The following is a 25361-nucleotide window of genomic DNA, read 5'->3' as shown; positions in this document are numbered from 1 at the left end:
TTTCTATAAATCGATTTAGCATATCTTCACAATTCAACCACTCTTTATTAAAACATATTCTATATTAAATTCCCCAGTTTTTATTTGGCTTGCTGCCCATGGTAAGCTCGAGTGTGCCGCCCGCGGCTATATCTTTAAAGTCGAGGTAACACTTGTTGTAAGCCCTGCCGTTTAATTTGGCACTTTGGATATAAACGTTTGCCACCGAATTTTTGAGCGCAGTTATTGTAAACGTTTGCCCTTTGGCATACTTACGGTCGAGCCTTAAAACTACTTTATTAAATACGGGGCTGGTAATTTCCTGCCGGGTATCGCCGGGGCAAACCGGGTGAATGCCACTGGCAGCCAGCACATACCAGGCTGACATCTGGCCCACATCTTCGTTCCCAACCAGGCCTTCAACCGAATTGTGGTAGGCACGGCGGCAAATCTCCCGTGTCCATTTCTGGGTAAGCCAGGGTGCGCCCAGCCGATTATACAAAAACGGCACGTGGTGTACCGGCTCATTAGCGTGGTTGTAATAATCGTTCCACATCATGTTATCGGGGGCCTTTTCAAAAAAGTTGTTCAGGTCGGCAATGGTTTTGGCGTTGCCACCCATCATTTGGGCCATGCCCTTTACGTCCTGCGGTACAAACCAGCCTTGCTGATAGGGGTTACTTTCAATAGTACCGTACCATTGTTTGGTGCGTGCCGAATCGGGCCAGGCTTTCCAGTTGCCGTTATCATCTTTGGGCCTGTACCAGCCTTTTTCGGTATCGAACACGTTTTTGTAGGCCTGCCCTCGTTGGGCATATTTTGTGGCGTCGGCAGTTTTCCCCAGCCATTTAGCCAGTTGGCCTGCACACCAGTCGGTATAGGCGTATTCTAAAGTTAAGGATAAGCTCAAATCGCCGCCCGTAAAACCTTTATCGCCATTGCCAAATTTTTCAACAGAGCCCACCGCAAGGCGATAAGCCTCGGGCACGTTATAGTTACGGATGCCTTTGGCGTAAGCGTCGGCAATTACCGATACTGCCGGGTTACCAATCATACAACCGCTATAAGCGTTCATGATCTCCCAGCGTTCCAGGTAATCCATTTTCTTTTCCTGCGCTAATGTTACCAGCGAATTGATCTCATCGTTTACCAGGCCCGGGTTGATGATGGTTTGCAGGGGCATCTGGCTGCGGAACACATCCCATCCGCTAAAAATAGTCCGCTTGTTAAAATTAACCGCGTGATGCGCTTTACCATCGCCACCCGGATACTTGCCATCCACATCGCTTATAATCCGGGGATCTATCATGGTATGATACAAGGCTGTGTAAAAAACAGTTTTTTGCTCAGGTGTGCCGCCCTGCACGCTTACTTTTGATAAAGCCTTGTTCCAAAGTGCAACAGCGTTTTGGTGTACGGCATCAAAATTCCAGTCTTTTATTTCGGTATTTAAATTGTTCTTCGCTCTGGCAATACTGATAAAAGAGATACCTGTTTTAAGTAATACCTGCTCATTGGCGCTGGTTGCAAATTGCGTGTAAAAACCCAGGTGTTTGCCTTGTTTTTCTGTTGCGCCTTTTAATACTTCGGCTTCGGCAACCCTATCTAAATATCTTTTTCCGGTTACATCGTCCAGCTTACGGCTCCAGTCATCGGGGATATTGGCACTCCAAACACCAAAATCCTTTAGTGGCTTGCTAAATTGGGCATAAAAATAAACGGTGTAATCGGCATGTCCATCGCCATTTCCCCAGCCGCCGCCGTCGGGCGTGCATTTCATCCAGCCTTCAATAGTATGGTCATTAACAACTTTTACGTATTGCAGCGTTGAAGTACCCCCTACCCTGCGGGCCAAATCAATTTGGATCCGCGAATCGCTGCCTTGCGGAAAGGTAAAACGCAGCATGCCGCTGTGCGGGGCAGCTGTCATTTCGGCCTTAATGTTATGATCGGTCAACAAAGCACTGTAATATCCGGCCGATGCTTTCTCACTTTTTTTATCGTATAGCGAGCGATAGCCTTTCATGGAGCCATCCGGTTTACCGGCTATGGTGTACATTTTGCCTGCGGTAGGCATCACCAGGAAATTGCCCAGGTCGCCGTACCAGCCTATACCGCTCATTTGTGTCATGGCAAAGCCTTCAATACTGATTTGCTCATAACTGTAACCAGGGCCGTTATCGCCGCCTGTAATGGTATTAGGGCTTACCTGCACCATGCCATACGGTGTAGTGGCCCCCGGAAAAGTTTTGCCCAGGCCATGATATGTACCTGCATCGGCAGTACTTGTACTGGCACCTATAAAGGGATTAACGTAACCGGCGGGGCTTTGGGCTTTTAATAACGTTACACTAATGGCAAGTGCTGCAGTTAGCAATACAGTGAAATATTTTTTACCCGGCAAAGCCGCAAACACGGCCCGTTTAGTTTTGCTCATCTTTTAATCCCCGAAAAATATATTTAAGAAGCGGTTATCCTTAATTGGTAATTATCGACCAAATTATCTAATAAAAACGATTTAGCAAAATTTTGTGAGATAATTTTTACAAAGTATTTTTATTACTACGAAATACATTGCGAAGCTGTACTTATGCCGGTCCGTAAAACAGATCAACCATAGCCGTTTATTTCATGGCGGGTTTATATCGGGGAATAAACTGTAAAACGATACTCGCACCTTCAAAAAAACCGGTAAGGGACAAATGTTATCAAAACAAATTTTGAATGCAGCTACATCACAAAATATTTAAAAAGCCCGTGGTGCCGGCAACCCTTCAAAAGCGCAAAAATATGATGTTGAGGCGCAGGAAATATTTCTTTGAAATTATTTGTGTTTTTTTGCCTGTTTATGATAAAAAATCGTCTGTTAACCGCATTGGTCTACAGATAATTTGCATTTTTTTTCCACATAATTTAAATGCAGCCTGCAATACTTCCGTCAGTTTGCCAGACAAATAGCAACAGGAACGGGCCGCAAAAAGAGCAACCAGCCGGTGTATGTTTTCAAATAAAAAATCGGGAACATACAAGTGTCGAAAAACGCAGCAAACTAAATTTTATTGTTTTTGATATGTTATTTATTTTAAATAAACTACATTTGAATATGGCGTTTTTTTGAAAAACGCCTGGCCTTTCATAACCTGTTATTAATACTTAATGAGAAAATTATTACTTACCCTGGTAGGCGTATCTGCCTTTTCCCTTTGTTTTTCTCAAAATTTATTTACCAAAAAAATAACGAAATACTCATTGAAAGATGGTCTTTCTTTTGGTATAATCAATGGCATAACCCAGGATAACAAAGGATTTATCTGGTTTGCTACCAGCGATGGCTTAAACCGGTTTGATGGTACAAATTTCAAGGTATTTAAGCTGGATCCCAATAATCCATATAGCCTGCCAAGTAATTATGTTCAAAGCATATTTAAAGATACGCAGGGGGATATTTGGATATCATCCAGAAGAGGGATTTATAAATTTGATACCAACAAGGAACGGTTTATAAAATTTGCCCCCCCGGGGGTTCCTCCAACCTATTTAAACAATGTAAACAGTATTTTTGAAAATAATAAAAGCCAATTGTGGTTTTCGTGTGGCGCATCAGGGTTCTCTTCCTACAATATAAAAACTCATCAGTTTAAAAATTATACTAAAAAGGAACAACCTGGTTTATTAGGCGATTTATCAGTTACTAATGTTGTTGAAGATGCGTACGGGCTATTATGGGTAGGAACAAGGGACGGCGGCCTTAATGTTTTTAATACGAGTAATGGAGTGGTTTCAAAAAACTTGAATAGCCAGTTCGCACTTAAACTTATTCCCCAGGGCCTCATTACTTCTATTTATGAAGATCATAATCATAACATTTGGATAGCAACCAGTAAAGGGCTGGTGCTTTATAACAGAAAAGAAAACAACTTTCGCGTTTTTTTAGGCTCAACTTATAAATTGCGAAGCAACTATTTTTTTTCGCTTTTGGAGGATGAACATAAAAATTTGCTTGTTGGCCTGCTGGATGGAGGATTATATACTATAAATCTCGACAAAGCGGCAAAGTCATCCTATAAAGATATAACCATTGATCCGGTGCGATCAGAAGATAATTATAGCATTACCGCCCGTACCATCGAAACCTTATTCCAGGATCGGGATAAAAATATTTGGGTTGGCACTTATGGCGATGGAATTTATTTATTGAGCAACGTTCCGGAAAAATTTCAAAAATTCCAGAGTGAGCTGAAAGATAATTACGGCAGTAGCTTTTTAAGATATTATGGAATGTGTATGGACGACGAGGGGTACCTATGGATGGGTACCGACGGAGATGGGATATACAAGAAAAAACTGAGTGGCGAGGTTGTAAAATATTACAGGGCCGACGGACAAAAAGGCTCCTTAACCAGTAATAATATACTCTGCGCATATAAAGATCATTCCAACACATTGTGGTTTGGCTCGTACTCGCATGGATTATTCAGGTACAATAAAACAACTGATTCTTTTACTAATTTTTTTCATAAAGCAAGTGATCCCACAAGTATCTGTTTAAACGACGTAAGGTCCATCATTGATGATTCAAAAAATAATTTATGGGTTGGCACCAATGGAGGAGGCTTGAGTTTATTGCCCGCAGGCAGCGATAAATTCATTAATTACAACCCACAAAATAGCGGCATTGGATCAGATTATATCCGGGCACTTGCAGAGGATGGCAATGGCAACCTTTTTATAGGTACATCGGCATCCGGCCTTAAATATTATATAAAAGATCAGAATAAGTTTGTTAATTATTTTAGTGAAGCCGAAGCAGAAAAGTTTTTGCCCAGCCACTTTATATATGCTTTGTATTTAGATGAAAACAAAAACCTTTATATAGGTACCGAAGGAGATGGCCTTGTTGTGTATGATACACAAAACAAAAAATTTAAAAGATATACTGAAAAAGATGGATTGGCTGATAATACAGTAAACGCGATACAAAAAGATGAGGCCGGCGGCATTTGGATAAGTACTAACAGAGGATTATCGCGGATTGACCTGCAAACAGGCAAGATTATTAATTACGATAGTTCTGAAGGGCTGCAAGCCGGACAGTTTAACCCAGGTTCGTCAATGTACAGCAGTACTAAAAAGTTTATGGTATTTGGCGGTACCGAGGGTTACAATGTATTTTATCCGGCAGAGGTTAAGCAAAACTCATTTAAACCCAAAGTTTTGATTACAGGGCTCCAGCTGTTTGGCAAAGAGGTTGAAGTGGGTCAGAAGGACAGTATATTAAATGCCGGGATTAATGAATCAACCCAAATCACCTTAAAGCCCGACCAACCGGTTTTTTCGATACAATATGTGGCATTAAACTATGCTTATGCCGAAAAAAGCGAATTTGCCTATAAATTGGTGGGATTAGAGCAAAACTGGAATTATGTAAAAAATCAAAAATCGGTTACCTACCGCTATTTGCCGGCCGGCGATTATATATTTAAAGTTAAAGCGGCAAACCAGGATGGTATCTGGTTTGAAAATTATGCAACATTTAAAATAAAAATTCTGCCCCCATGGTATCAAACCTGGTGGGCATATATGAGCTCTTTGCTAATAATAGCAACATTGATTTATTACTATTTACGCTATCGCAGCAACGCGGCCCGGTTAAAGTATGAAGTAAAAATAGCACAGATATCTGCCGAAAAAGAAAAAGAGCTTAACGAGCGAAAACTGTCGTTTTTTACCAATATTTCCCATGAGTTTCGGACACCGCTTACCCTAATTATCAACCCGGTTAAAGAATTATTATTTAACCCGGGAGCAAGAGAGACTGAAACAAACAACCTGAGTATCGTTTTTCGTAACGCACGCCGGCTTTTAAGTTTGGTTGATCAGTTATTACTATTCAGAAAAGCGGAGAGCGAATCTGACAGCCTTAAAATCGTAAGGTTAAATATTGTAAACTTATGTAAAGAAGTTTTTTTATGCTTCAGCCACCAGGCCAAAAGTAAAAACATATTGTTTGACTTTGTTTCCGAGACAGACACGATAGAAGTATTTGCCGACAGGGAAAAAATCGAGATCGTTTTGTTTAATTTGATATCAAATTCATTAAAATTTACGCCGGATAATGGGATGGTAAATTGCTATATATCCCAAACAGAAACATTGGTGAATATAGAAATTAAAGATACAGGACGCGGAATTGCCGAGGATATAGGGGAAAAGTTATTTGATAAATTTTACCAGGTGCAGGATGAGACGCCACTTAGTGGTGGATTTGGCATTGGCCTTTACCTTGTAAAAAAGTTTATCGAAAGCCACAAAGGGAACATCAGTTATACCAGTTTAAATGGAGCGGGCACCATATTTAAGGTTTGCTTGTTAAAAGGAAAAGAGCATTTAAGCCCGAACTTTATTTTTGAAGATGTTATAGAAACCTCCGTTTTTTTAGACGAGCTTATTGAGAGTTATGAGGAAGTTCCGGGGCTGAATAAAGATTCAGGTGCGGCCAAAAGTAAAAAAAGTGATCCATTTGATTTCGAATCAAAATCTATGCTTATTGTAGATGACAATGCACAGATGAGACAATACCTGAAACAAATTTTCTCGGCAAAGTTCGAAATTTTTGAAGCGGCTGATGGTGCCGAAGGTTTAGATAAGGTATACCAGTTTTTGCCGGATATAGTTATCAGCGATGTTATGATGCAAGGAATAAGCGGTATAGAGTTATGCAGCAGGATTAAGGAGGACCCAATACTAAGCCATATCCCGGTCTTATTATTAACCGCCAGCTCATCTCCCGAAATAAAACTTAAAGGCATAGAAGGCGGCGCCGACGATTATATAAGCAAGCCATTTGAGCGGGAATTACTTTTAGCCCGCGTTGAAGGTATCCTGAAAAGTAAAAACAGCCTTCAAAAATATTTTTATAATGAAATTACCTTAAAATCAAATGACCTTAAAGTTCCGCCGGATTATAAGGAGTTTTTGGCGGCCTGTATCAAAGTGGTTGAAGATAACTTAAGCGATAGTGATTTTTGCATCAAAACCCTGGCCGATGAGGTAGGAATGAGCCATTCTAACCTCTATAAAAGGATCAGGGCCATTTCCGGGCAATCTGCTAATGGGTTTATACGGTTTATTCGTTTAAGAAAAGCTGCCGAAATGTTCCTTAACACCGATTGTACCGTTTCTGAGGCTGCTTATAAGGTGGGCATAAACGACCCTAAATATTTCAGAGAGCAGTTTAGCAAACTATTCGGACTTAACCCTTCTGAATACATAAAAAAATTTCGCGTTCCATTTCATGCCAATATCACCAGGAATATTGTAAAGGTTAAAATCAACAAAAATTAATTTCTTAAAAAGTAGCGAAAATTTAAATATTAAGCATTTTTTTACCAATTACCCCCTCAAGTTGTATGAATTTACCTCTCTTGGGCGGTGTTTATTTTACCCATCTTAGTACTGCCAACTATAAATGTACTAACCACATTTAATTTTATTGAAATAACGGTCGATAAGTAGTGTTAACTTGAAAAACGCAGGTTTGACTACGATATTATTTTAGACACAAAAATGTTACAAAGGCTTATCCAATTAATAGCTTAATAAAGGATAGGCGGCCTGATAGTATCACATATTGCGCCGATAAGGATACCATCCGGGTTTGCTTTTTGTAATCCATTGCCGAATACAACCAATTAATTTATATAAAACCTAAATAAGCAATATGGAAGAAAAATAAGCACAGTCACCCACAACCCGGGGGAAAATAATCGGAACGAATTTACCCCCTCCAATTATCCCGCTTTTATAGCGTGCATTAAATATTAATTAACTTAAATAAGCTAATATGGAATACAATTTACATAAGACTGTAAACTTGTTAAGGGTCTTTAAAATTGCGCTAAGTCAAATATTAATAGCATTAATATTTGTTGGTTCGTCATTCGCCGGCGCCGCAAAAATCGAAAAAACAAATTTTACAAAAACAAACGAGGGGAAGATCAACGAAAACGCCCCGATAAAAGTTACAGGAACAGTAACTGATCAGTCTACCGGCGAAACACTGGTTGGCGTATCAATATTGATTAAAGGTTCAAATGTTGGCGCGGTTACTGATGTAAAAGGAAAATTTACTATTACAGCTCCTGAAAATGCAGTGTTGGTTGTATCATACATCGGCTATACCACATTAGAGGTGCCTGTAGGTGGCAAACCTGTACTAAATATCAAGCTACAGTCATCATCAAAAGGATTAAACGAGGTTGTTGTGGTTGGTTACGGTGTGCAAAAGAGAGTAACCGTTACCGGATCAGTTACAACCGTTAAGGGCGACGAATTGGTAAAATCGCCTGCTGTTAACCTTTCTAACTCTATAGCCGGACGCATGCCAGGCGTTGTTGCCACGAATGCAAGCGGCGAACCTGGTTACGATGGTTCAACCATCCTAATCCGTGGTAGAAACACCCTGGGCAATAACGCTCCGTTACTTGTTATAGACGGGGTTCCTGCGCCTGCCGGGCAAACCAGTATAGACCGTATAAACCCTGCCGATGTTGAAAGCATCTCGGTGTTAAAAGATGCATCTGCAGCTATTTACGGTGCAAGGGCGGCTAACGGTGTTATTTTGATTACTACCAAACACGGTAAAATTGGTAAACCAGACCTTTCTTATACTTATAACAAAGGATGGGCCCGGCCAACTACTGTACCTAAAATGGCCAATTCAACAGAATATGCCACCATGGTAAATGAAATAGACCTGTATGGTTTGCCTTCACAATACTGGGCTCCTGCCTCTGCTGCATTCAAAACAGCGGGGAAATTTACCAGGCCGGATAATGGGGCTACAACAACGGCTACCTTTCAGCCAGCCGATTTCCAAAAATTTGCTGATGGATCTGATCCATGGGGACACCCTAACACAGATTGGTTTAAAGCAACAATAAAAGACTGGTCGCCTCAAACACGCCAAACTGTTCAGTTATCAGGCGGTTCTGAAAACATTAAGTACCTTACCTCAATAGGGTACCAAAATCAGGATGGATACTATAAAAACTCGGCTACAGGGTATAAGCAATATGATTTCCGTTTAAATGTTGATGCCAAAGTTAATAAGTACATCAACACCTGGGTTGGCGTATCAGGCCGCCAGGAAAACCGCTTTTTCCCGGATGGAGGAGGTGCCAATGATATATTCAGGATGTTGATGCGTGGTTACCCCTACAGGCCGGCTTATTGGCCAAATGGCTTACCTGGCCCCGATATTGAAAACGGCCAGCAGCCGGTACTTATCACTACCAATAAAACAGGTTATGCTAAGGATACCAGGTATTATGTACAAACTAACGGCAAAATAGAGATATTAGTTCCGGGCGTAGAAGGGTTAAAAATCACGGGAAATGTTGCTTTGGATAAATATATACAACAAACCAAAAACTGGCAAACGCCATGGTATGTGTACAGCTGGGATAATGTTACCAAAGATGCAAGCGGCACCCCTGTACTTACCAAAGTAGCCCGCGGGCCAGCCCAGGCGAATTTAAGCCAGGGATCTGACGACCAATTGAGCAGTTTGCTTGAGGGTATCATAAGCTATAACCACAGCTTCGGCAGCCATAACGTTGTATTGCTTGCCGGCGTAACCAAAGAAAAATCAAACGACAGCCAGTTCGCCGCCAACCGTAAATATTACAACTCTATTGCTATCGATCAATTAAGTTGGGGTGGCAACTCAGAGATAGGAAACTCCGGCAGCGCCTGGCAAAAAGCGCGATTAAATTATTTTGGCCGGGTTAATTACAACTATAAAGAAAAATACCTGGCTGAGTTTTTATGGCGGGTAGATGGTTCTTATATGTTTCCCGAGAATCACCGTTTTGGCTTTTTCCCTGGTATATCTGCCGGTTGGAGAATTTCGGAAGAGGATTTTTTTAAAAATAACATAAAATTCTTTCAAAATTTAAAATTGCGCGGGTCATGGGGACAGATGGGTAACGACAACGTTGTTAAACCTGGTACCAACATATTAGCAGAATACTCTTATCTGTCATTATACAACGTTGGCTCGTACATTGTAAACGGGGCACCGGTGCAAACATTGTCAGAGAACGTGGCGCCAAACCCCAATTTCACATGGGAAGTAGCCAATAACACTAACGTTGCGTTAGAAGGAACTGTATTAAACGGAAAATTAGATTTTACGTTGGAAGCATTTTTAAACAAACGTACGCAGATATTATGGGCGCCTACAGCTTCGGTACCTGCAACAGCGATACCAAGATGGTTGCTACCTCCTGTAAATTATGGAAAAGTAACTAATAAGGGATGGGAATTTCAATTGAATTACCATGACAGGGTTGGTGAGGTAAGCTATAATGTAGGTGTTAACGGCGGATATAACAAAAACAGGATCGATCAATGGGACGAGGCTCCCGGAGCACCCGCCTGGCAAAGATCTACCGGGCACCCTATCGGAGCTCAGCTTTATTATGTATATGACGGCATATTCTCTACCCAGGCGCAAGTTGATGCCAATACTGTTGATTACAGCGCCGTTGGTGCCAGTACGCTTCGCCCGGGCGATATGAGATATAAAGATTTGCATGGTAAAAAAGATGCCAATGGTAAGGATATTGGGCCAGATGGTAAAATTACCGGTGATGACCGTATTTGGAGCGATAAAAGCACCACGCCTACTTTCCAGGGTGGTTTTAATTTTGGGGTACAATATAAAAATTTCGACCTGACTGTTTTATTCCAGGGTGCAGCGGGTTCTCAGCTCTTCCTGCAAACAGAGTCTGGAACTATTGGTAACTTCCTGCAATATAGCTATGATCATCGTTGGACAGTTGACAACCCAAGTACAAAAGACCCGCGTACGGTTGATAGAAATAACCAGTATTTTTCAAGCGGAAACACTTATTGGTTACTAAACATGAATTATATCAGGCTAAAAAATGCCGAATTGGGTTACACGCTTCCGGTGGCGCTAACTTCAAAAGTTGGTATAAGCAATTTGCGCATATATGTAAATGGTCTTAACCTGCTTACATTCTCTAAACAGAAAATATTTGACCCTGAAGCGACCAGTTCGTCGGGTCAGTATTATATACAGGGAAAAGTTATGAATATGGGTGTAAGCGTAAAATTTTAATTTGAACGATATGAAAACATTTATAAGAAATATTTCAACAATCGCGATACTGTCGGGAGTGCTGCTTGCGTCGTGTAAAAAGGAATTTTTGAGTACGCAACCCATGAACCAGGCATCGGCAGAACTCACCTGGGCCGATCCAAACCTTTCTGAGGCCTTTGTGACGGAGCTATACAACGGCCTGCATGATGCCGGGCTGAACCAAGAGAATATGGATTGTATTACCGATAATGCGCTCTATAATTTTGGAAAGCAGAATATAATGGAAGGGAATATAAGCCCGGATAATTTAGGCTGGGTGAACAATACCTATGAATGGAACGAAATGTATGCCAGGATAAGGTCGGCTAACCTTGCTTTAGAGCAACTTGCCAAATCTAAGCTTGACAAAACGCTTGTAGACAGGCTTACCGGCGAGGCGCACTTTATGCGCGCGTATTTTTACAATCAAATGCTGCGCTATTATGGCGGCGTTCCGCTTGTAAAAACCACTTATACACTTAATACTCCTGATTTTACTATTGCCAGGAATACTTACGCAGAATGCGTTGATTTTATAGTAAGCGAACTGGATGCAGCGAGCACGTTGCTGCAAGGCAAAGATTTAGGAAAAGGCCGAGCCACAAGTGATGCTGCTTTGGCGTTAAAAGCGCGGGTGCTAATGTATGCAGCCAGTGATTTGCATGACCCCGTAAAATTAAAAACCATAAGCACCCTAACCGGTTATGCGCACCCCGAATATTTGGGCTACACAACCAGCGACCACGATGCCCGCTGGAAAAAAGCTCAGGATGCCGCATTGGTTATATTGGCTAAATCCGGCACATACGGTTATGCACTTAATTTAAGTGCACCTGCTACTGCCGCCGATGGATTTACAAATTATCAAAATTCTTATTTATCAAGAAATGGGGGCGAAAAAGAGATCTTGTTTGCCCGCTATTTCAGCAATAGCAAGGATGAATGGGGTGCATGGTACGGCAGGAACAATTGTACTAACGGATACCATGGCTGGACATCAAGCGAGCCTACTCAAAACATGGTAGATGATTATGAAATGATGGACGGCTCAAAATTCGATTGGAGCAAACCTGCACAAGCGGCAGCCCCATATACAGATAGGGACCCACGCTTTTATGCATCTGTCTTATATGATGGCGCGCCCTGGAAACCACGTACACCTGATGGCGCGGGGATAGACCCTTATAATGAAATACAAATGGGTACCTATCAAACCGGCAGTTCTGGCAGTCCTGTAGCTTATTTTGGTTTGGATACCAGGAATGGGCCTATCGAAAACTGGAACGGTACCCGTACAGGTTATGCCATCAGGAAGTTTATGGACCCTAACCCGGCCATTGTAGATCAGAACACCCGGTCGGAAGTGCCATCGCCCTTAATCAGGTACACCGAAATTGCGTTCAACTATGTAGAAGCATGTATTGAACTTGGTCAGGAGACCGAGGCCCGAAACTGGCTTAATAAAATCCGTTTCCGTTCGGGCATGCCGGCAATTACAGATGCAGGCGCCGCGCTTAAAGAGCGGTACCGCAACGAACGCAATGTAGAAATGATGTTTGAAGAACAACGTTTTTATGATGCACGCCGCTGGATGATTGCGCCAACAACGCTGGGCAATAAAGTAAGGATCATGAAAATTACGGCGACTTTAAAGGCAGGTAAATCCGTAAGTGTTTACAGGCATAGTACCGATAATTACAACTACACCTACACAGTACAGGAACTTGACCCCGGAGTTGAAAACCGTACATGGAAGGATAGAGTTTATTTTATGCCTATTAGCAGGGACGAGATTAACAAAAACAATAAGTTAGTTCAAAACCCTGGGTATTAATTAAAGGGATATAAAATTCTTATATATTTATCCTAAAGAATGCCGGTGGTTAAATGCCGGCATTCTTTTAAAATTTTAACCTATAAATTTAAACGGCCCTTGGTGAACACTTACATTAAATTATTTCCACAGTTACTTTTAACCGGCATTATTGCATTAACAGGTTGCGGGCATCCAACCGAAGATAAGGGTACCGATGGAAACAACGGCACTCCCCTATTTACTTTACTCGCCCCGGAACAAACCCACGTAGATTTCAGCAATACTTTAACCGAAGGACTGAATACCAACGTGTTGATGTATGAATACTTTTATAACGGCGGCGGAGTTGCAACGGGCGATTTAAACGGCGATGGTTTATTGGATATATATTTTACCGGCAACATGACCGACAATAAATTGTACCTGAACAAAGGACACATGCAGTTTACGGATATTACCACCGCTGCAGATGTAGCAGGCCGCCCCGGCCCCTGGAAAACAGGAGTTACAATGGCCGATGTAAATGGCGATGGTAAGTTGGATATTTACGTTTGTTACTCAGGAAACTTAAGGCCAGAAAAACGCCAGAACCAACTATTTATCAATGGCGGGAACGACAAAGATGGCGTTCCGCATTTTACGGAACAGGCACAACAATATGGATTAGCAGATACCGGATACAGCACACAAGCTGTATTTTTTGACTACGACAGGGATGGCGACCTGGATATGTTTTTATTAAACCACAGCCCTATTCAGCTGCCTGTTTTAGATGAGGTAAATACAGCGGCTATCTTAAAGAAATTAAATTCGCCTAATGGCGTGCGACTATACAAAAACGACAATAACGTTTTTAAAAATGTAACAGAACAAGCCGGAATAAGCAGTTCTGATTTAACCTACGGCCTGGGAGCGGCAATAGCCGACATTAATGGTGACGGATGGCCGGACATTTATATATCAAATGATTATACCATACCCGATTTTATGTACATCAACAACGGCGATGGTACCTTCACCAATAAATTGCAATCTTCACTGGGGCATACCTCACAGTTTTCTATGGGGAATAATGTTTCCGACATAAATAATGATGCCTTACCGGATATTTTTACGCTTGATATGCTTCCTGAAGATAATCACAGGCAAAAGCTATTATTTGCACCTGATAATTACGAAAAATTCGGCTTAACGCTTCGTACGGGGTTCTATTACCAATATATGCGCAATATGCTGCAAATAAACAATGGGAATGGTACTTTCAGCGAGATAGGGCAACTATCAGGCATCTCCAATACCGACTGGAGCTGGGCTCCCCTATTTGCCGATTATGACAATGACGGCTGGAAAGACCTGTTTGTAACCAACGGCTACACCCGCGATTTTACCAACATGGATTTTGTAAAATATATGGGCGATTTTTTGAAGGATAAAAGATTAATGCGTAAGGATATATACAACCTGGTACAACAAATGCCATCATCGCAGGTAAAAAGTTACCTTTTTAAAAACAATGGCAATTTAACGTTTACCAACACCAGCGCCTCATGGGGCATTACACAATCATCAAACAGCAACGGCGCAGCCTATGCCGACCTGGATAACGATGGTGACCTGGACCTGGTGACCAATAACATTAACCAGCCTGCATTCATCTATCAAAACGAATCAGATAAACAAGCAAATAACCATTACCTGCAACTCAAACTAAATGGTGCGGGTAAAAACACCGAGGGTGTAGGGGCAAAAGTTACCATTTATACAAAAAACAAAAAACAGTACCTGGAACAGATGCCAAGCCGCGGCTTTCAATCCAGCGTATCGCCTATATTGCATTTCGGATTAGGTAACGATAGTGAAGTTGATTCGTTGCGCATAGTATGGCAGCAGGGCAAAGAGCAGGTGATAAAAAACATCAAAGCAAATCAACAGTTAACGCTGGATGAAAAAAATGCTGTTAACACTTCTTTGTTACCCAGGGCCGTAAAGCCTATTTTCGCAGAGGTGGCCTCACCAGTAAATAACAAACAGGAAAAAAATGCGCTTAATGATTTTAAAAGGCAGCCACTAATGGTAAACCCGTTATCATTCACTAGTCCGTGTATGATAAAAGGCGATGTAAACGCCGATGGCCTGGAGGATGTGTATGTAGGTGGCGGTAACGGAAAACCAGGCACCATATATTTACAAGAAGCAGGTGGTAAACTCGCCGTAAAATCACAGCCTGCTTTTGACGCCGATAAAAAAAGCACCGATGCGGATGCCGTATTTTTTGATGCCAATGCCGATGGCAAACCAGATTTATACGTGGCCTCCGGAGGTTATGATAATTATACAGCTGATGATCCTTTGTTACAGGACAGGCTTTATTTAAATGATGGAAAAGGTAATTTCACCCGGGCAGCAAAAGATGCATTACCCGCAATGCGAAGTAGTAAAAGCTGTGTGAGAGTAGCTGATATTAATGCCGATGGACACCCCGACCTATTTGTAGGCGGCAGGGTGATACCCGGCAGATATCCGGAAACTCCACAAAGCTACATCCTGATAAATGATGGCAAAGGACACTTTACCGACCAAACCGTAAAATACAACCCAGGCCTGCAACATATAGGTATGGTAACCGATGCTGCGTGGGTAGATATGAATGGAGATAAAAAACCCGATTTGGTTTTAGTTGGCGAATGGATGCCTGTAACCGTAATGATCAATGAAAACGGAAAGCTGGTAAATAACACAAAGGCTTATTTTGACAAGCCCAATAGCGGCTGGTGGAACAAAATATTAGTAGAAGATTTTAACCACGACGGGCACCCCGACCTGGTTGTTGGCAACCAGGGGTTAAATACCCAATGCAAAGCCAGCGATAATGAGCCGGCAGAAATGTATTATAAGGATTTTGACGATAACGGCGCAGTTGATCCTATCTTTTGCTTTTACATTCAGCATAACAGCTATCCATATGTTTCAAGGGATGAGCTTTTAGAGCAGATCAGTATGATGCGCCCGCGTTTTCCTGATTATAAGAGTTATGCCGATGCTACGCTTACAGATATATTTACCCCGGTAGAATTAAAAGACGTAGGACATTTACAAGCCAATAACCTGGCTACTACCTGCTTTTTAAGTGATGGCAAAGGTAAATTACATTCATCCCCGTTGCCTTTACAGGTTCAGTATTCACCCGTTTTTACAATAACCGGTCTCGATTATAATCATGACGGCAACCAGGATTTACTTTTATGCGGCAACATTAATAGGGCCAGGCTTCGTTTAGGCAAATACGACGCCAATTATGGCATACTGTTAAAGGGCGATGGCAAGGGACATTTTGAATATATTCCTCAACTTCAATCTGGGTTTAAATTATGGGGCGACGTAAGAAGCGTTATAGAAATTAATCAAACATTATTATTCGGGATCAATCAACAGGGAGTAAAAGCCTATAAAGGATTTTAATTTTATGAAAAGGAAGGCATTTTTAACAACTATCCTGTTTACAACGGCTATTTTATATAACAGCTGTAATAAAAAGCAGGCTCAGCCGGCATTAACAAGCGCCGATATTACCAAGGTAATTGATCATATGACGGTTATTATGATCCATGATGTAACCAACCCTCCTTTAGCCGCTCGTTTTTTTTCATATACCTGCCTTGCAGGATATGAAGTTATTTCGGAAAACGACAAAAGTGTTAAAAGCATGTATGGCGTTTTAAATGAATACCCTGTTGTTAAAAAACCGGCTTATGCCAAAGGATATGCCTACCAGTTAAGCGCATTAATAGCCATGATGGAAACTGCCGGAAAGCTGCAGCCATCAGGTAGCTTATTAATAAAATATGAGCAGAGTTTTTTGGATTCGTGTAAAAAGATAGGTTTTACCGACGAGGTTATCGACAGCTCAAAACATTATGCGCAGGCTATCAGTAAGCAGATACTGGCTTATGTTAAAAAAGACAAATACAACAGGATTAGTAATTATACAAGGTACACCCCGCTTGGCAAAGAGGGGACCTGGGACCCTACCCCACCGGCTTATATGGCCCCTGTTGAGCCTTATTTTAACACTATTCGTCCGCTCACGCTTGATTCGGCCTCTCAGTTTCTGCCCGCCCCCCCTATACCTTTTTCGGCCGATAAAAATAGCGCCTTTTATAAATTCATGATGATGAATTATAAAGCAAGCGCCGAAGGATTAACACCCGAGCAACGCACTATAGCAGGCTTTTGGGATTGCAATCCATTTGCTGTTCAGGATAACGGGCACATGCTGATAGGGTTAAAAAAGATTTCGCCAGGCGCACACTGGATGGGGATTACCGGTATAGCCTGCAGACAAACAAAAACCGGTTTTTCAAAAGCGCTGGAGATTCATACCATGGTGGCCATTGGATTGCTGGATGGTTTTATATGTTGCTGGGACGATAAATACCGCACCAACAGGGTGCGCCCTGAAACTGCAATACGTAAATATATTGATGTTAACTGGAAGCCGCTGCTGCAAACACCGCCCTTCCCTGAGTACATCAGCGGCCACTCGGTTATATCGTCGGCATCAGCAGTAATACTTAGCCATTACTTCGGCAACAATTTCCATTATACCGATAATGTGGAACAAAAATATGGCCTTGCCCCCCGCAGTTTCAATTCATTTACACAGGCCGCTACCGAAGCAGGTATGTCCCGTTTTTGGGGTGGCATTCACTTTAAAGATGCAATTGATAATGGCATAATACAAGGAGTTAAAGTTGGCCAATGGGTATTGGCCAAGTATGAAAACCCGTCGATACATCATTAAATAAAATAATTTTTGCCTGCAATCTATTCTGTCCCAATCTAATGCTAACCCAACTCACACTTTAATAATGCCCATATGAAACTTAAATACCTTGCACTATCTATACTGTTCCTTTTAAATGTCATTAACACAATTGCTCAAACCCATACCTTTGCGTTAGGTGACGATGCCTTTTTATTGGATGGCAAACCTTTCCAGATGATATCGGGCGAGATGCATTACCCCCGGGTACCGCGCGAGGCCTGGCGCTCGCGTATGAAAATGGCCAAAGCGATGGGACTAAATACTATAGGAACTTACGTGTTTTGGAACCTGCACGAACCGCAAAAAGGAAAATTCGACTTCACAGGAAATAACGATGTAGCAGCATTTGTGCGCATAGCCCGGGAAGAAGGACTATGGGTAATACTGCGCCCAAGCCCCTATGTATGTGCCGAATGGGAATTTGGCGGTTATCCGTATTGGCTGCAAAACGAAAAAGGGTTAGAAGTACGCAGTAAAGAGCCCCGGTACCTTAAAGAATATGAAAGCTATATTAAAGAGATAGGCAAACAACTGGCCCCGCTGCAAATAAACCACGGTGGTAACATATTAATGGTACAGATAGAAAACGAGTACGGCTCCTACGGCAGCGACAAGGAATACCTTGCTATCAATCAAAAGTTCTTTAAAGAGGCCGGTTTCGATGGCTTGCTGTACACCTGCGATCCGGCACCCGATTTGGTAAAAGGCCACTTGCCTGGCCTGCTCCCGGCCGTTAACGGGCTGGATGACCCCGCTAAGGTGAAAAAAATCATCAACGACAACCATGATGGTAAAGGCCCATACTATATTGCCGAATGGTACCCGGCCTGGTTTGATTGGTGGGGCACCAAACATCATACCGTACCAGCCGAACATTATGCAGGTCACCTTGATTCTGTATTGGCAGCAGGTATATCTATCAATATGTATATGTTTCATGGCGGTACAACACGCGGATTCATGAACGGCGCCAATTATAAAGACGGAACTCCTTACGAGCCGCAAATCAGCAGCTATGATTATGATGCCCCATTGGATGAGGCAGGTAATGCCACCTCAAAGTTCATGAAATTCAGGGAGGTAATACAAAAACACTTGCCGGCCAGCGTGAAGCTGCCTGCTGTTCCGGCAGCTAAACCGGCTGTAGTTATACCGGCTATTAAGTTTGCACGTTCGTTAAGCCTTTTGAATGCCTTGCCCGCCCCCAAAGCAAATATAACCCCGCTTACTTTTGAAGACCTGCGCCAGGACTATGGCTTTGTATTATACCGTAGTGCAATCACAGGGGGTAAAACCGGTGTACTTAAGCTTAAAGAATTAAGAGACTATGCGGTAGTGATGATTAATGGCAAAACCGTTGGCACGCTTGATCGCCGGCAGAACCAGGATAGCTTAACCCTTACTTTGCCAGCCGGAAAAGTAACTTTGGATATTTTGGTTGAAAACCTTGGCCGAATCAACTTCGGCAAGTACCTGTTACAAAATAAAAAGGGCATTACCCAACAGGTTCTTTTTGCCGGCAACGAAGTGCTGCATTGGAAAATGTATTCGTTACCCTTCAACAACTTAAATACAGTGAAATTTGGCACAGCTAAACATAAACCCAGTTCGCCATCAATTAAAAAGGGAAGTTTTAACCTCGGCAAGGTTGCAGATACCTACCTTGACCTGAGCCACTGGGGCAAAGGTGCGGTTTGGGTGAACGGGCACAACCTGGGGCGGTATTGGAATATTGGCCCGCAGCAAACCCTATACCTGCCTGCAGAATGGCTAAAAAAAGGACGTAATGATATCGTTATCCTGGAACTATTGAAACCGGAACAAAATCAACTATCCGGCTTGAGTAAGCCGGTATTAGATCAACTACAGCTTTAAAAACAAAAAGCACTAATGATAAATCCATATGGATACTATTCCACAACCGGAATTTATCATCAGTGCTTTAATTTTTGATTAACCTGCCACAGCAGATTTTCCGATGCGGCAGGCATCAAATAAAGTTTAGGTATTATTTAGTTTGATAGAAAAGGACCCTGTCTATTACCTGTATGGCTCCGTTCACGGGCAAAATATTGCTTGTTCGTACACTTACATATCCCACAGAATTCGGAAAATCATTTAACCGCATGGTAAAATTCTGGTCATCGTTAACACGTAATGTCATCACCGAGGTAGGGTTTAACGGATCGTAATTTAACGGCTCAAGTGTGGTAGCAACCACGTTACCAGGCGATAAGTTATTAAATGAATACGCCCCTTGTACAATTAAATACAACAGGTAATTTTTAACCTGCTCTTTGGGGTAATCGCTCCACTTTTTACCCGGAACACCATTTACCAGGTATTTCCCCCAGTAACAATCGGCTGTAATTGTGGGCACTTTATTTACCAGGGTGGTTCTGTAAATGGCATCGTTATGCAATAGGATAAATGTACAGTTTGTTTTAATGTACAGGTTTGTATCTATCCCCGAATATTCAATAGCCTGCCGCATCAGTTTAAAAATGGTATCCTTACCGGCAAAATTGTAGCTGCGGTCCTTAATGTATTGCCAGGTGGTTTTATCAATATGCGGATCGAGCACATAAGGGTGATAATCGGCATTTTCCTGCAACTTTAATCCGGCCACATTACAGCCCGCCATGCTTATTAATAAGCCTGCAAAAACTAACCATATGGATGCTTGTTTTATCTTTTTCATTTGATATTGTTTTAAAATGCCATGATTAATAAGGTGGATTCTGAGTTAGCTTAGTATTAGCGTTTAATACGTTTTGATTGATTGGCCACAATACCTTTCTCGGATCGCCAAAACCGGTAGAAGGGAATCCCTTGGCCAACTGCCTGTTCCTGATCACCGGATCCATAGTGCTGATGATGATGTCGTTTCTTTGCAAATCAAACCAGCGCTTCGCCTCGCAGAAAAATTCCAACTGCCTTTCGCGCAGGATACCGTTGGCATTTACCGGGCTGCCGTAAAGCATGGCATCGGCATTGGCAAAATCGCTTGCCTGGTACGCAGGCAGGCCCGCCCGGGTATGTACCTTATTCAGATAAACCAGGGCGTTGGCAAGGTCGCCTGTTTTGTTTAAAGCTTCGGCCCTCAGCAGGTAAATATCGGCCAGGCGATACAGCGGAAAATACAAGTTGGCCTGTGGCGAAGGAGGATAAATCTGGTTACCGTTCTTATCCAGGTTTGGGGCATAATACTTTAATATTTTATCGTGGTTACTCACTTTAAAATCAACACTCTGAGAGCCCCTGATATCAGCCGTTACCGTTGTATAATAGGTCCATAAATCCGGATCAACAGCAAAATCACTATTGGTATCACCGGCACCTATCTCCTGCGAGGTTTTGTTACCGCCATCAACCGTAAAATCCCAGTTTAAACTCCAAATGTTCTCTTTTGTATTTGTTGGGGCAATAAAATTGTTTTTCCAATTGGCGGTGGCTTCCAAACTGTAACGGTTTAATTTAAACAGGTTGTCGCACCATAATAAGGCATTAGTATAATCGTGGTTATACATGTAAACGTCCATCAACATGGCTGCAATCCCACCTGAATTCAGATTCCATACTACGGCGGCTGTATGGTCAGACAGGTCATAAGCTTTAAGCAAATCTGGAAGGATGACGTTTTTTACAATATCAGCCGCCGGCGTTACACTCTTGTATGGGTCGGTACTTAAATCTTCATAAGGCTCTGTCCATACTGGCACATTTCCCCAAAGCCGTATCAACCAAAAATAGCAGTAGGCCCTTATACCCAAGGCCTGCGCCTGCAGATCCTTTGACAAAACAGGATCGATACCATCAATAGCAGGAATATATTTTATGGCAAAATTAGCCCGGCTTATAGCAGCATATATCAGCGTCCAGTCGGCACCGGTGGTAGTGGGCGTTAATACGTTTAGTGCCAGGGGCAGGCCATCATTATAGGTAGGATGAAAAGTAAGATTATCGCTCCGGCCATCCCCCCAATAAATATACTGGGTGTTAAACATATCCTGAATGCCATCATAAATCCCGGCTATACCGGCCTTGGCATCATCGGCTGTTTTCCAGAATTTACTGCTGGCCAACTGACTTTTAGGGGGCTGATCCAACAGCTTTTTGCAGCTAAAAAACGCAATGGAAAGCATCAAAAAAGTAATGTGTAATATTTTTTTCATGATTAAATTCATTAAAAATTAACGTTTATTCCAAAACCATATTCGCGCCTCCGCGGGTACCGGCCACTGTCATTCCCGGGCGTTAATGCCGAACTTGAAGAAAACTCAGGGTCGTACCAGGAATAATTTGTCCAGGTGAGCAGGTTTGCTCCATACACATACGCCCCAATATTTTTGAGTTTAATGCGCGAAGCTATATTTGCAGGCAGGTTATAGGTAAACTTTGCATAGCTTAGCCTTATAAACGAAGTATTTTCCAGGAACCTGGTTTGCGTGCCCGGGAAATTCGCGGTTGAATTTTTACGGCCCATATAAGGTATATTGGTAATATCCCCCTGGTTTTTCCACGAATTATAAGTGGTATTATTATCGGCAACAATGCCCGATGTTGCCAGGTTATCTAAAGTTTGCCTTGGGCTGTTATAAGCCTCTCCGCCCCAGGTGGTGTTAAGCGTAAACGACAAGCTAAATTGTTTGTAAGTAAACGTATTGATGATAGCACCGTAAAACGATGGCTGGGCATTACCAATGATCTGCCTGTCGTTAGCATCAATCACGCTATCCTTTTTAACGTTGTCAAATATCATATCGCCCCCCAGCAATAAAGCTCCGCCAGCGTACATATGGTGCACTGTACCCGTATAAGTATTACCGTTCAGCTCATAGCCCGTGGCAGTTTTACCATCGGCAGATACGCCAACCGGTGTTAACCTATTCCAATCACCGTCATAAGCGTTTGAGGCATCATACCTGTAAACGCCCAGGCCCTTGTAGCCATAAAAATCGCCGATTTTGCCGCCCTCCTGAACCAGGTAGGTAGCGCCTCCTGCCGTGGCCAAAAATGGTTGATGATTGTAAAGGCTCCTGATTTTGTTGCGCTCGATAGATAAACTCGCGTTAATATTCCAGATAAAGTTTTTGGCAGCAACCGGTGTTGCGTTTACAGAAAACTCCCAGCCGTTATTTGCAATATCGCCAACGTTTACATATACGTTGGTAAAACCCGTCTCCACGGGAATATTACGTTGATAAAGCAAATTTTTAGTTACCTTTTGATAATAATCAGCTGTTATATTGAGCCGGGAATTGAAGAATTGAAGATCTAAACCAATGTTTTTCTGAATGTTACTCTCCCATTTTAATTGCGTATTGCCAAATTGGTTGCTTAAAACTACGCCATTGATAGCATTATAAAAGGACGAGCCAAAAGTATAAATCAGCAGATTGGAGTTGGCCGGAATACGATCATTACCCACCTGCCCATAGCTCACTCTCAGCTTAGCATCGCCCAGGACTTTTTTAGACCAACTCATGAACGATTCGTCGGAGAAGCGCCAGGCAGCAGATGAGCCATAAAAATTACCAAACTGATTGGATGAACCAAATTTTGACGATCCATCCCGGCGATAAACTGCGCTGATGATGTACCGGCTTTTGTAGTTGTAACCTGCACGGGCGTAAAATGATTCGCGGCTGGTTGATCCGGCGTCGGTACCCGTATTGGTCAAATCTACAGTACCGGCAACGTTTGAGGTATATATAGTTTCGTTTGCATAATTTGTACCCGCTATTTTAAAGCTGTTATTCTGCGTTTTTTCGGCACTTATACCTGCTACGGCAGATATGGAATGGTTTTGGCCAAATGTTTTATTGTAATTTAAAAATCCCTGGTATGCCCAGTTGGTGTTAACGGCAAAATTCTCCCTCCCCGAATTAACCAACGGGTTGGCACTGCTTAATAATTTAGGATCAAAGAAAGTATTATGGGGCGTTGATAAACCAAAATCGAAGTTATTGGTTAAGCGCAGGTCCTTGGTAATGCTATAATCAACCTGGTTAAACAAATCGCCGGTATACGTATTGGTTACGTTAACCTCCAGTAATGCAACTGACAACTGGTTGCGACGCCCGCTAATGTAACCGGTTAAGGTACCATCGGGATAATACAACGCTAAGTTTGACGGCCGCTGAAATGCCTGGTTAATGGTATTACCTTCGTTAATGTTATTGTTGGTATTGAAACCAAAAGATAAACGGTTGCTATATTTAAACTTAGGCGATACCTGGTAATCTAAATTAAAACGGGCCTGCAACGTTTTTGAATAGCTGTTAACTATCAGCCCCTGATCATTAATATACCTTATGCTTGAGTAGTATTGTACGCTTTTTTCGCCGCCGCTCACGCCAAAATCAATGATATCTTTTTTGGCCAGTTGTGTAATTACGCTCTGATTATCGTTATCTGAGTTAAAAACCACATTTAATGAGTCGTTTGTGGTGGTTGGTTTATCGGGGCTATTACCGTTGTACAAATTTCTTTCAACACGCAGGTCTTTTGAGTTTGGCTGCTCCAGCTTATGGGCCATTACGCCAAAAATGCGGGCATACTGGGCGTTAATAAGCGGCTTACCCGGCTGCCCACGCTTGGTTGTAATTAATATGACACCATTGGCTGCCTGCGAACCATAAATAGCGGCGGATGCAGCGTCTTTTAGCACCTCAATTGATTGGATGTCATTGGGGTTTACGTTATCGGCACTTTGGCTTAAAATACCGTCAATTACAAACAAGGGCGAGTTACCTGCACTTGAAAAAGTAGATCCGCCGCGTATTTGAATAGAGCCTGTTGCGCCAGGCTCGCCCGAGTCATTTACTACCAATACGCCTGATGCCTGTGATTGTAAAGCATCGATAAGGTTTATGGGATGGCGTTCTTCTATCTGTTTGGCAGTTACGGTTGATATTGCCCCGGTTAAATCGCGTTTTACCACCGATTGACCGTACCCGGTTACCACTACCTCGTTTAAATCGGTAGACGATTCCTTTAGTGTAACATTGATAGTTTTACGATCGCCAACCGCTACTTCTGTAGATATAAAGCCGATAAATGAGAACGTTAACACAGCATCGTTATCCGGCGCGTTGATGGTAAATTTTCCGTCTAAATCGGTAACAACACCCGTTTGCGCCCCCTTTACCCTTACACTTACACCCGGTAGCGGCCCGCCTTTATCGTCAGTTACACGCCCGGTAATATACCGGGGCGGCGGCTGTAAGGTTTTATCAAAAATTATAACCAGGTTGTTATTGCCCAGCTTATATTTTAAATCTGTTTTGGTTAGCAATACATCCATCGCCTCGCTTATCGAAGCATTTTTAAGGATGATGTTGCCAATATTCTTTTCATTCAGGGCATCGTCGTTGTAAACAAAACGATAACTGCTTTTTTTCTCAATTTCGGTAATCGCCTTTTTTACCGAAACATCATGAAGATTAACGTTAATTTTATCCTGGGCGTAGCCTTTTGCAAAAACCTGAAATGCAGATATAATTATCAGGATTAAGGTACACTTTGTCATGAGTAATATTTTTAATAGGCATTGCAACCGCACATTA

At 42.3% G+C, this 25361-nt stretch carries 10 protein-coding genes; 6 read left to right on the top strand and 4 right to left on the bottom strand.

Features of this window, described 5'->3' with window-relative positions; translation table 11 throughout:
- Positions 1–64: 64 nt before the first annotated feature.
- A complete protein-coding gene (locus PQ469_RS08315; protein ID WP_274212534.1) occupies positions 65–2416 on the bottom strand; it encodes a GH92 family glycosyl hydrolase in 2352 nt (783 codons plus the stop codon).
- A 719-nt stretch (positions 2417–3135) separates the two neighbouring features.
- Between PQ469_RS08315 and PQ469_RS08310 the strand changes: the two genes are divergently transcribed.
- The 6 genes from PQ469_RS08310 to PQ469_RS08285 all read left to right on the top strand — a co-directional run bounded on the left by PQ469_RS08310 (position 3136) and on the right by PQ469_RS08285 (position 19665).
- A complete protein-coding gene (locus PQ469_RS08310) occupies positions 3136–7323 on the top strand; it encodes a hybrid sensor histidine kinase/response regulator transcription factor (protein ID WP_274212533.1) in 4188 nt (1395 codons plus the stop codon).
- A 499-nt stretch (positions 7324–7822) separates the two neighbouring features.
- Positions 7823–11128 carry a SusC/RagA family TonB-linked outer membrane protein gene (locus PQ469_RS08305; protein ID WP_274212532.1) on the top strand — a complete coding sequence of 1102 codons (3306 nt, stop codon included), beginning with the start codon at positions 7823–7825 and terminating at the stop codon, positions 11126–11128.
- A 10-nt stretch (positions 11129–11138) separates the two neighbouring features.
- A complete protein-coding gene (locus tag PQ469_RS08300) occupies positions 11139–12983 on the top strand; it encodes a RagB/SusD family nutrient uptake outer membrane protein (RefSeq protein ID WP_274212531.1) in 1845 nt (614 codons plus the stop codon).
- A gap of 102 nt (positions 12984–13085) precedes the next feature.
- Positions 13086–16424 carry a VCBS repeat-containing protein gene (locus PQ469_RS08295; RefSeq protein ID WP_274212529.1) on the top strand — a complete coding sequence of 1113 codons (3339 nt, stop codon included), beginning with the start codon at positions 13086–13088 and terminating at the stop codon, positions 16422–16424.
- Positions 16425–16428: 4 nt separating this feature from the next.
- Positions 16429–17766 (top strand): vanadium-dependent haloperoxidase, encoded by a 1338-nt coding sequence (locus PQ469_RS08290; RefSeq protein ID WP_274212528.1) that lies wholly within the window; start codon positions 16429–16431, stop codon positions 17764–17766.
- A 75-nt stretch (positions 17767–17841) separates the two neighbouring features.
- Entirely contained in the window at positions 17842–19665 is a 1824-nt protein-coding gene (locus tag PQ469_RS08285) for a glycoside hydrolase family 35 protein (protein ID WP_274212527.1), read from the top strand.
- Positions 19666–19798: 133 nt separating this feature from the next.
- Here the strand turns inward: PQ469_RS08285 and PQ469_RS08280 are convergent, their stop codons facing one another.
- From PQ469_RS08280 to PQ469_RS08270, 3 genes are read right to left on the bottom strand one after another with little or no spacing between them, the layout of a single operon-like run.
- Positions 19799–20491, bottom strand: a complete 693-nt coding sequence (locus tag PQ469_RS08280; RefSeq protein ID WP_274212526.1) for a fasciclin domain-containing protein — start codon at positions 20489–20491, stop codon at positions 19799–19801.
- A gap of 25 nt (positions 20492–20516) precedes the next feature.
- On the bottom strand, positions 20517–21965 hold the full coding sequence (locus tag PQ469_RS08275; RefSeq protein WP_274212525.1) for a RagB/SusD family nutrient uptake outer membrane protein: 1449 nt from the start codon (positions 21963–21965) through the stop codon (positions 20517–20519).
- An 11-nt stretch (positions 21966–21976) separates the two neighbouring features.
- Positions 21977–25324 (bottom strand): SusC/RagA family TonB-linked outer membrane protein, encoded by a 3348-nt coding sequence (locus PQ469_RS08270; protein ID WP_274212524.1) that lies wholly within the window; start codon positions 25322–25324, stop codon positions 21977–21979.
- Positions 25325–25361: the final 37 nt, after the last annotated feature.

Source organism: Mucilaginibacter sp. KACC 22773 (genome assembly GCF_028736215.1).
Classification (GTDB): Bacteria; Bacteroidota; Bacteroidia; order Sphingobacteriales; family Sphingobacteriaceae; genus Mucilaginibacter.
Note: the sequence above shows the minus strand (reverse complement) of the source record. Positions and strands in the feature narration are given on the sequence as shown.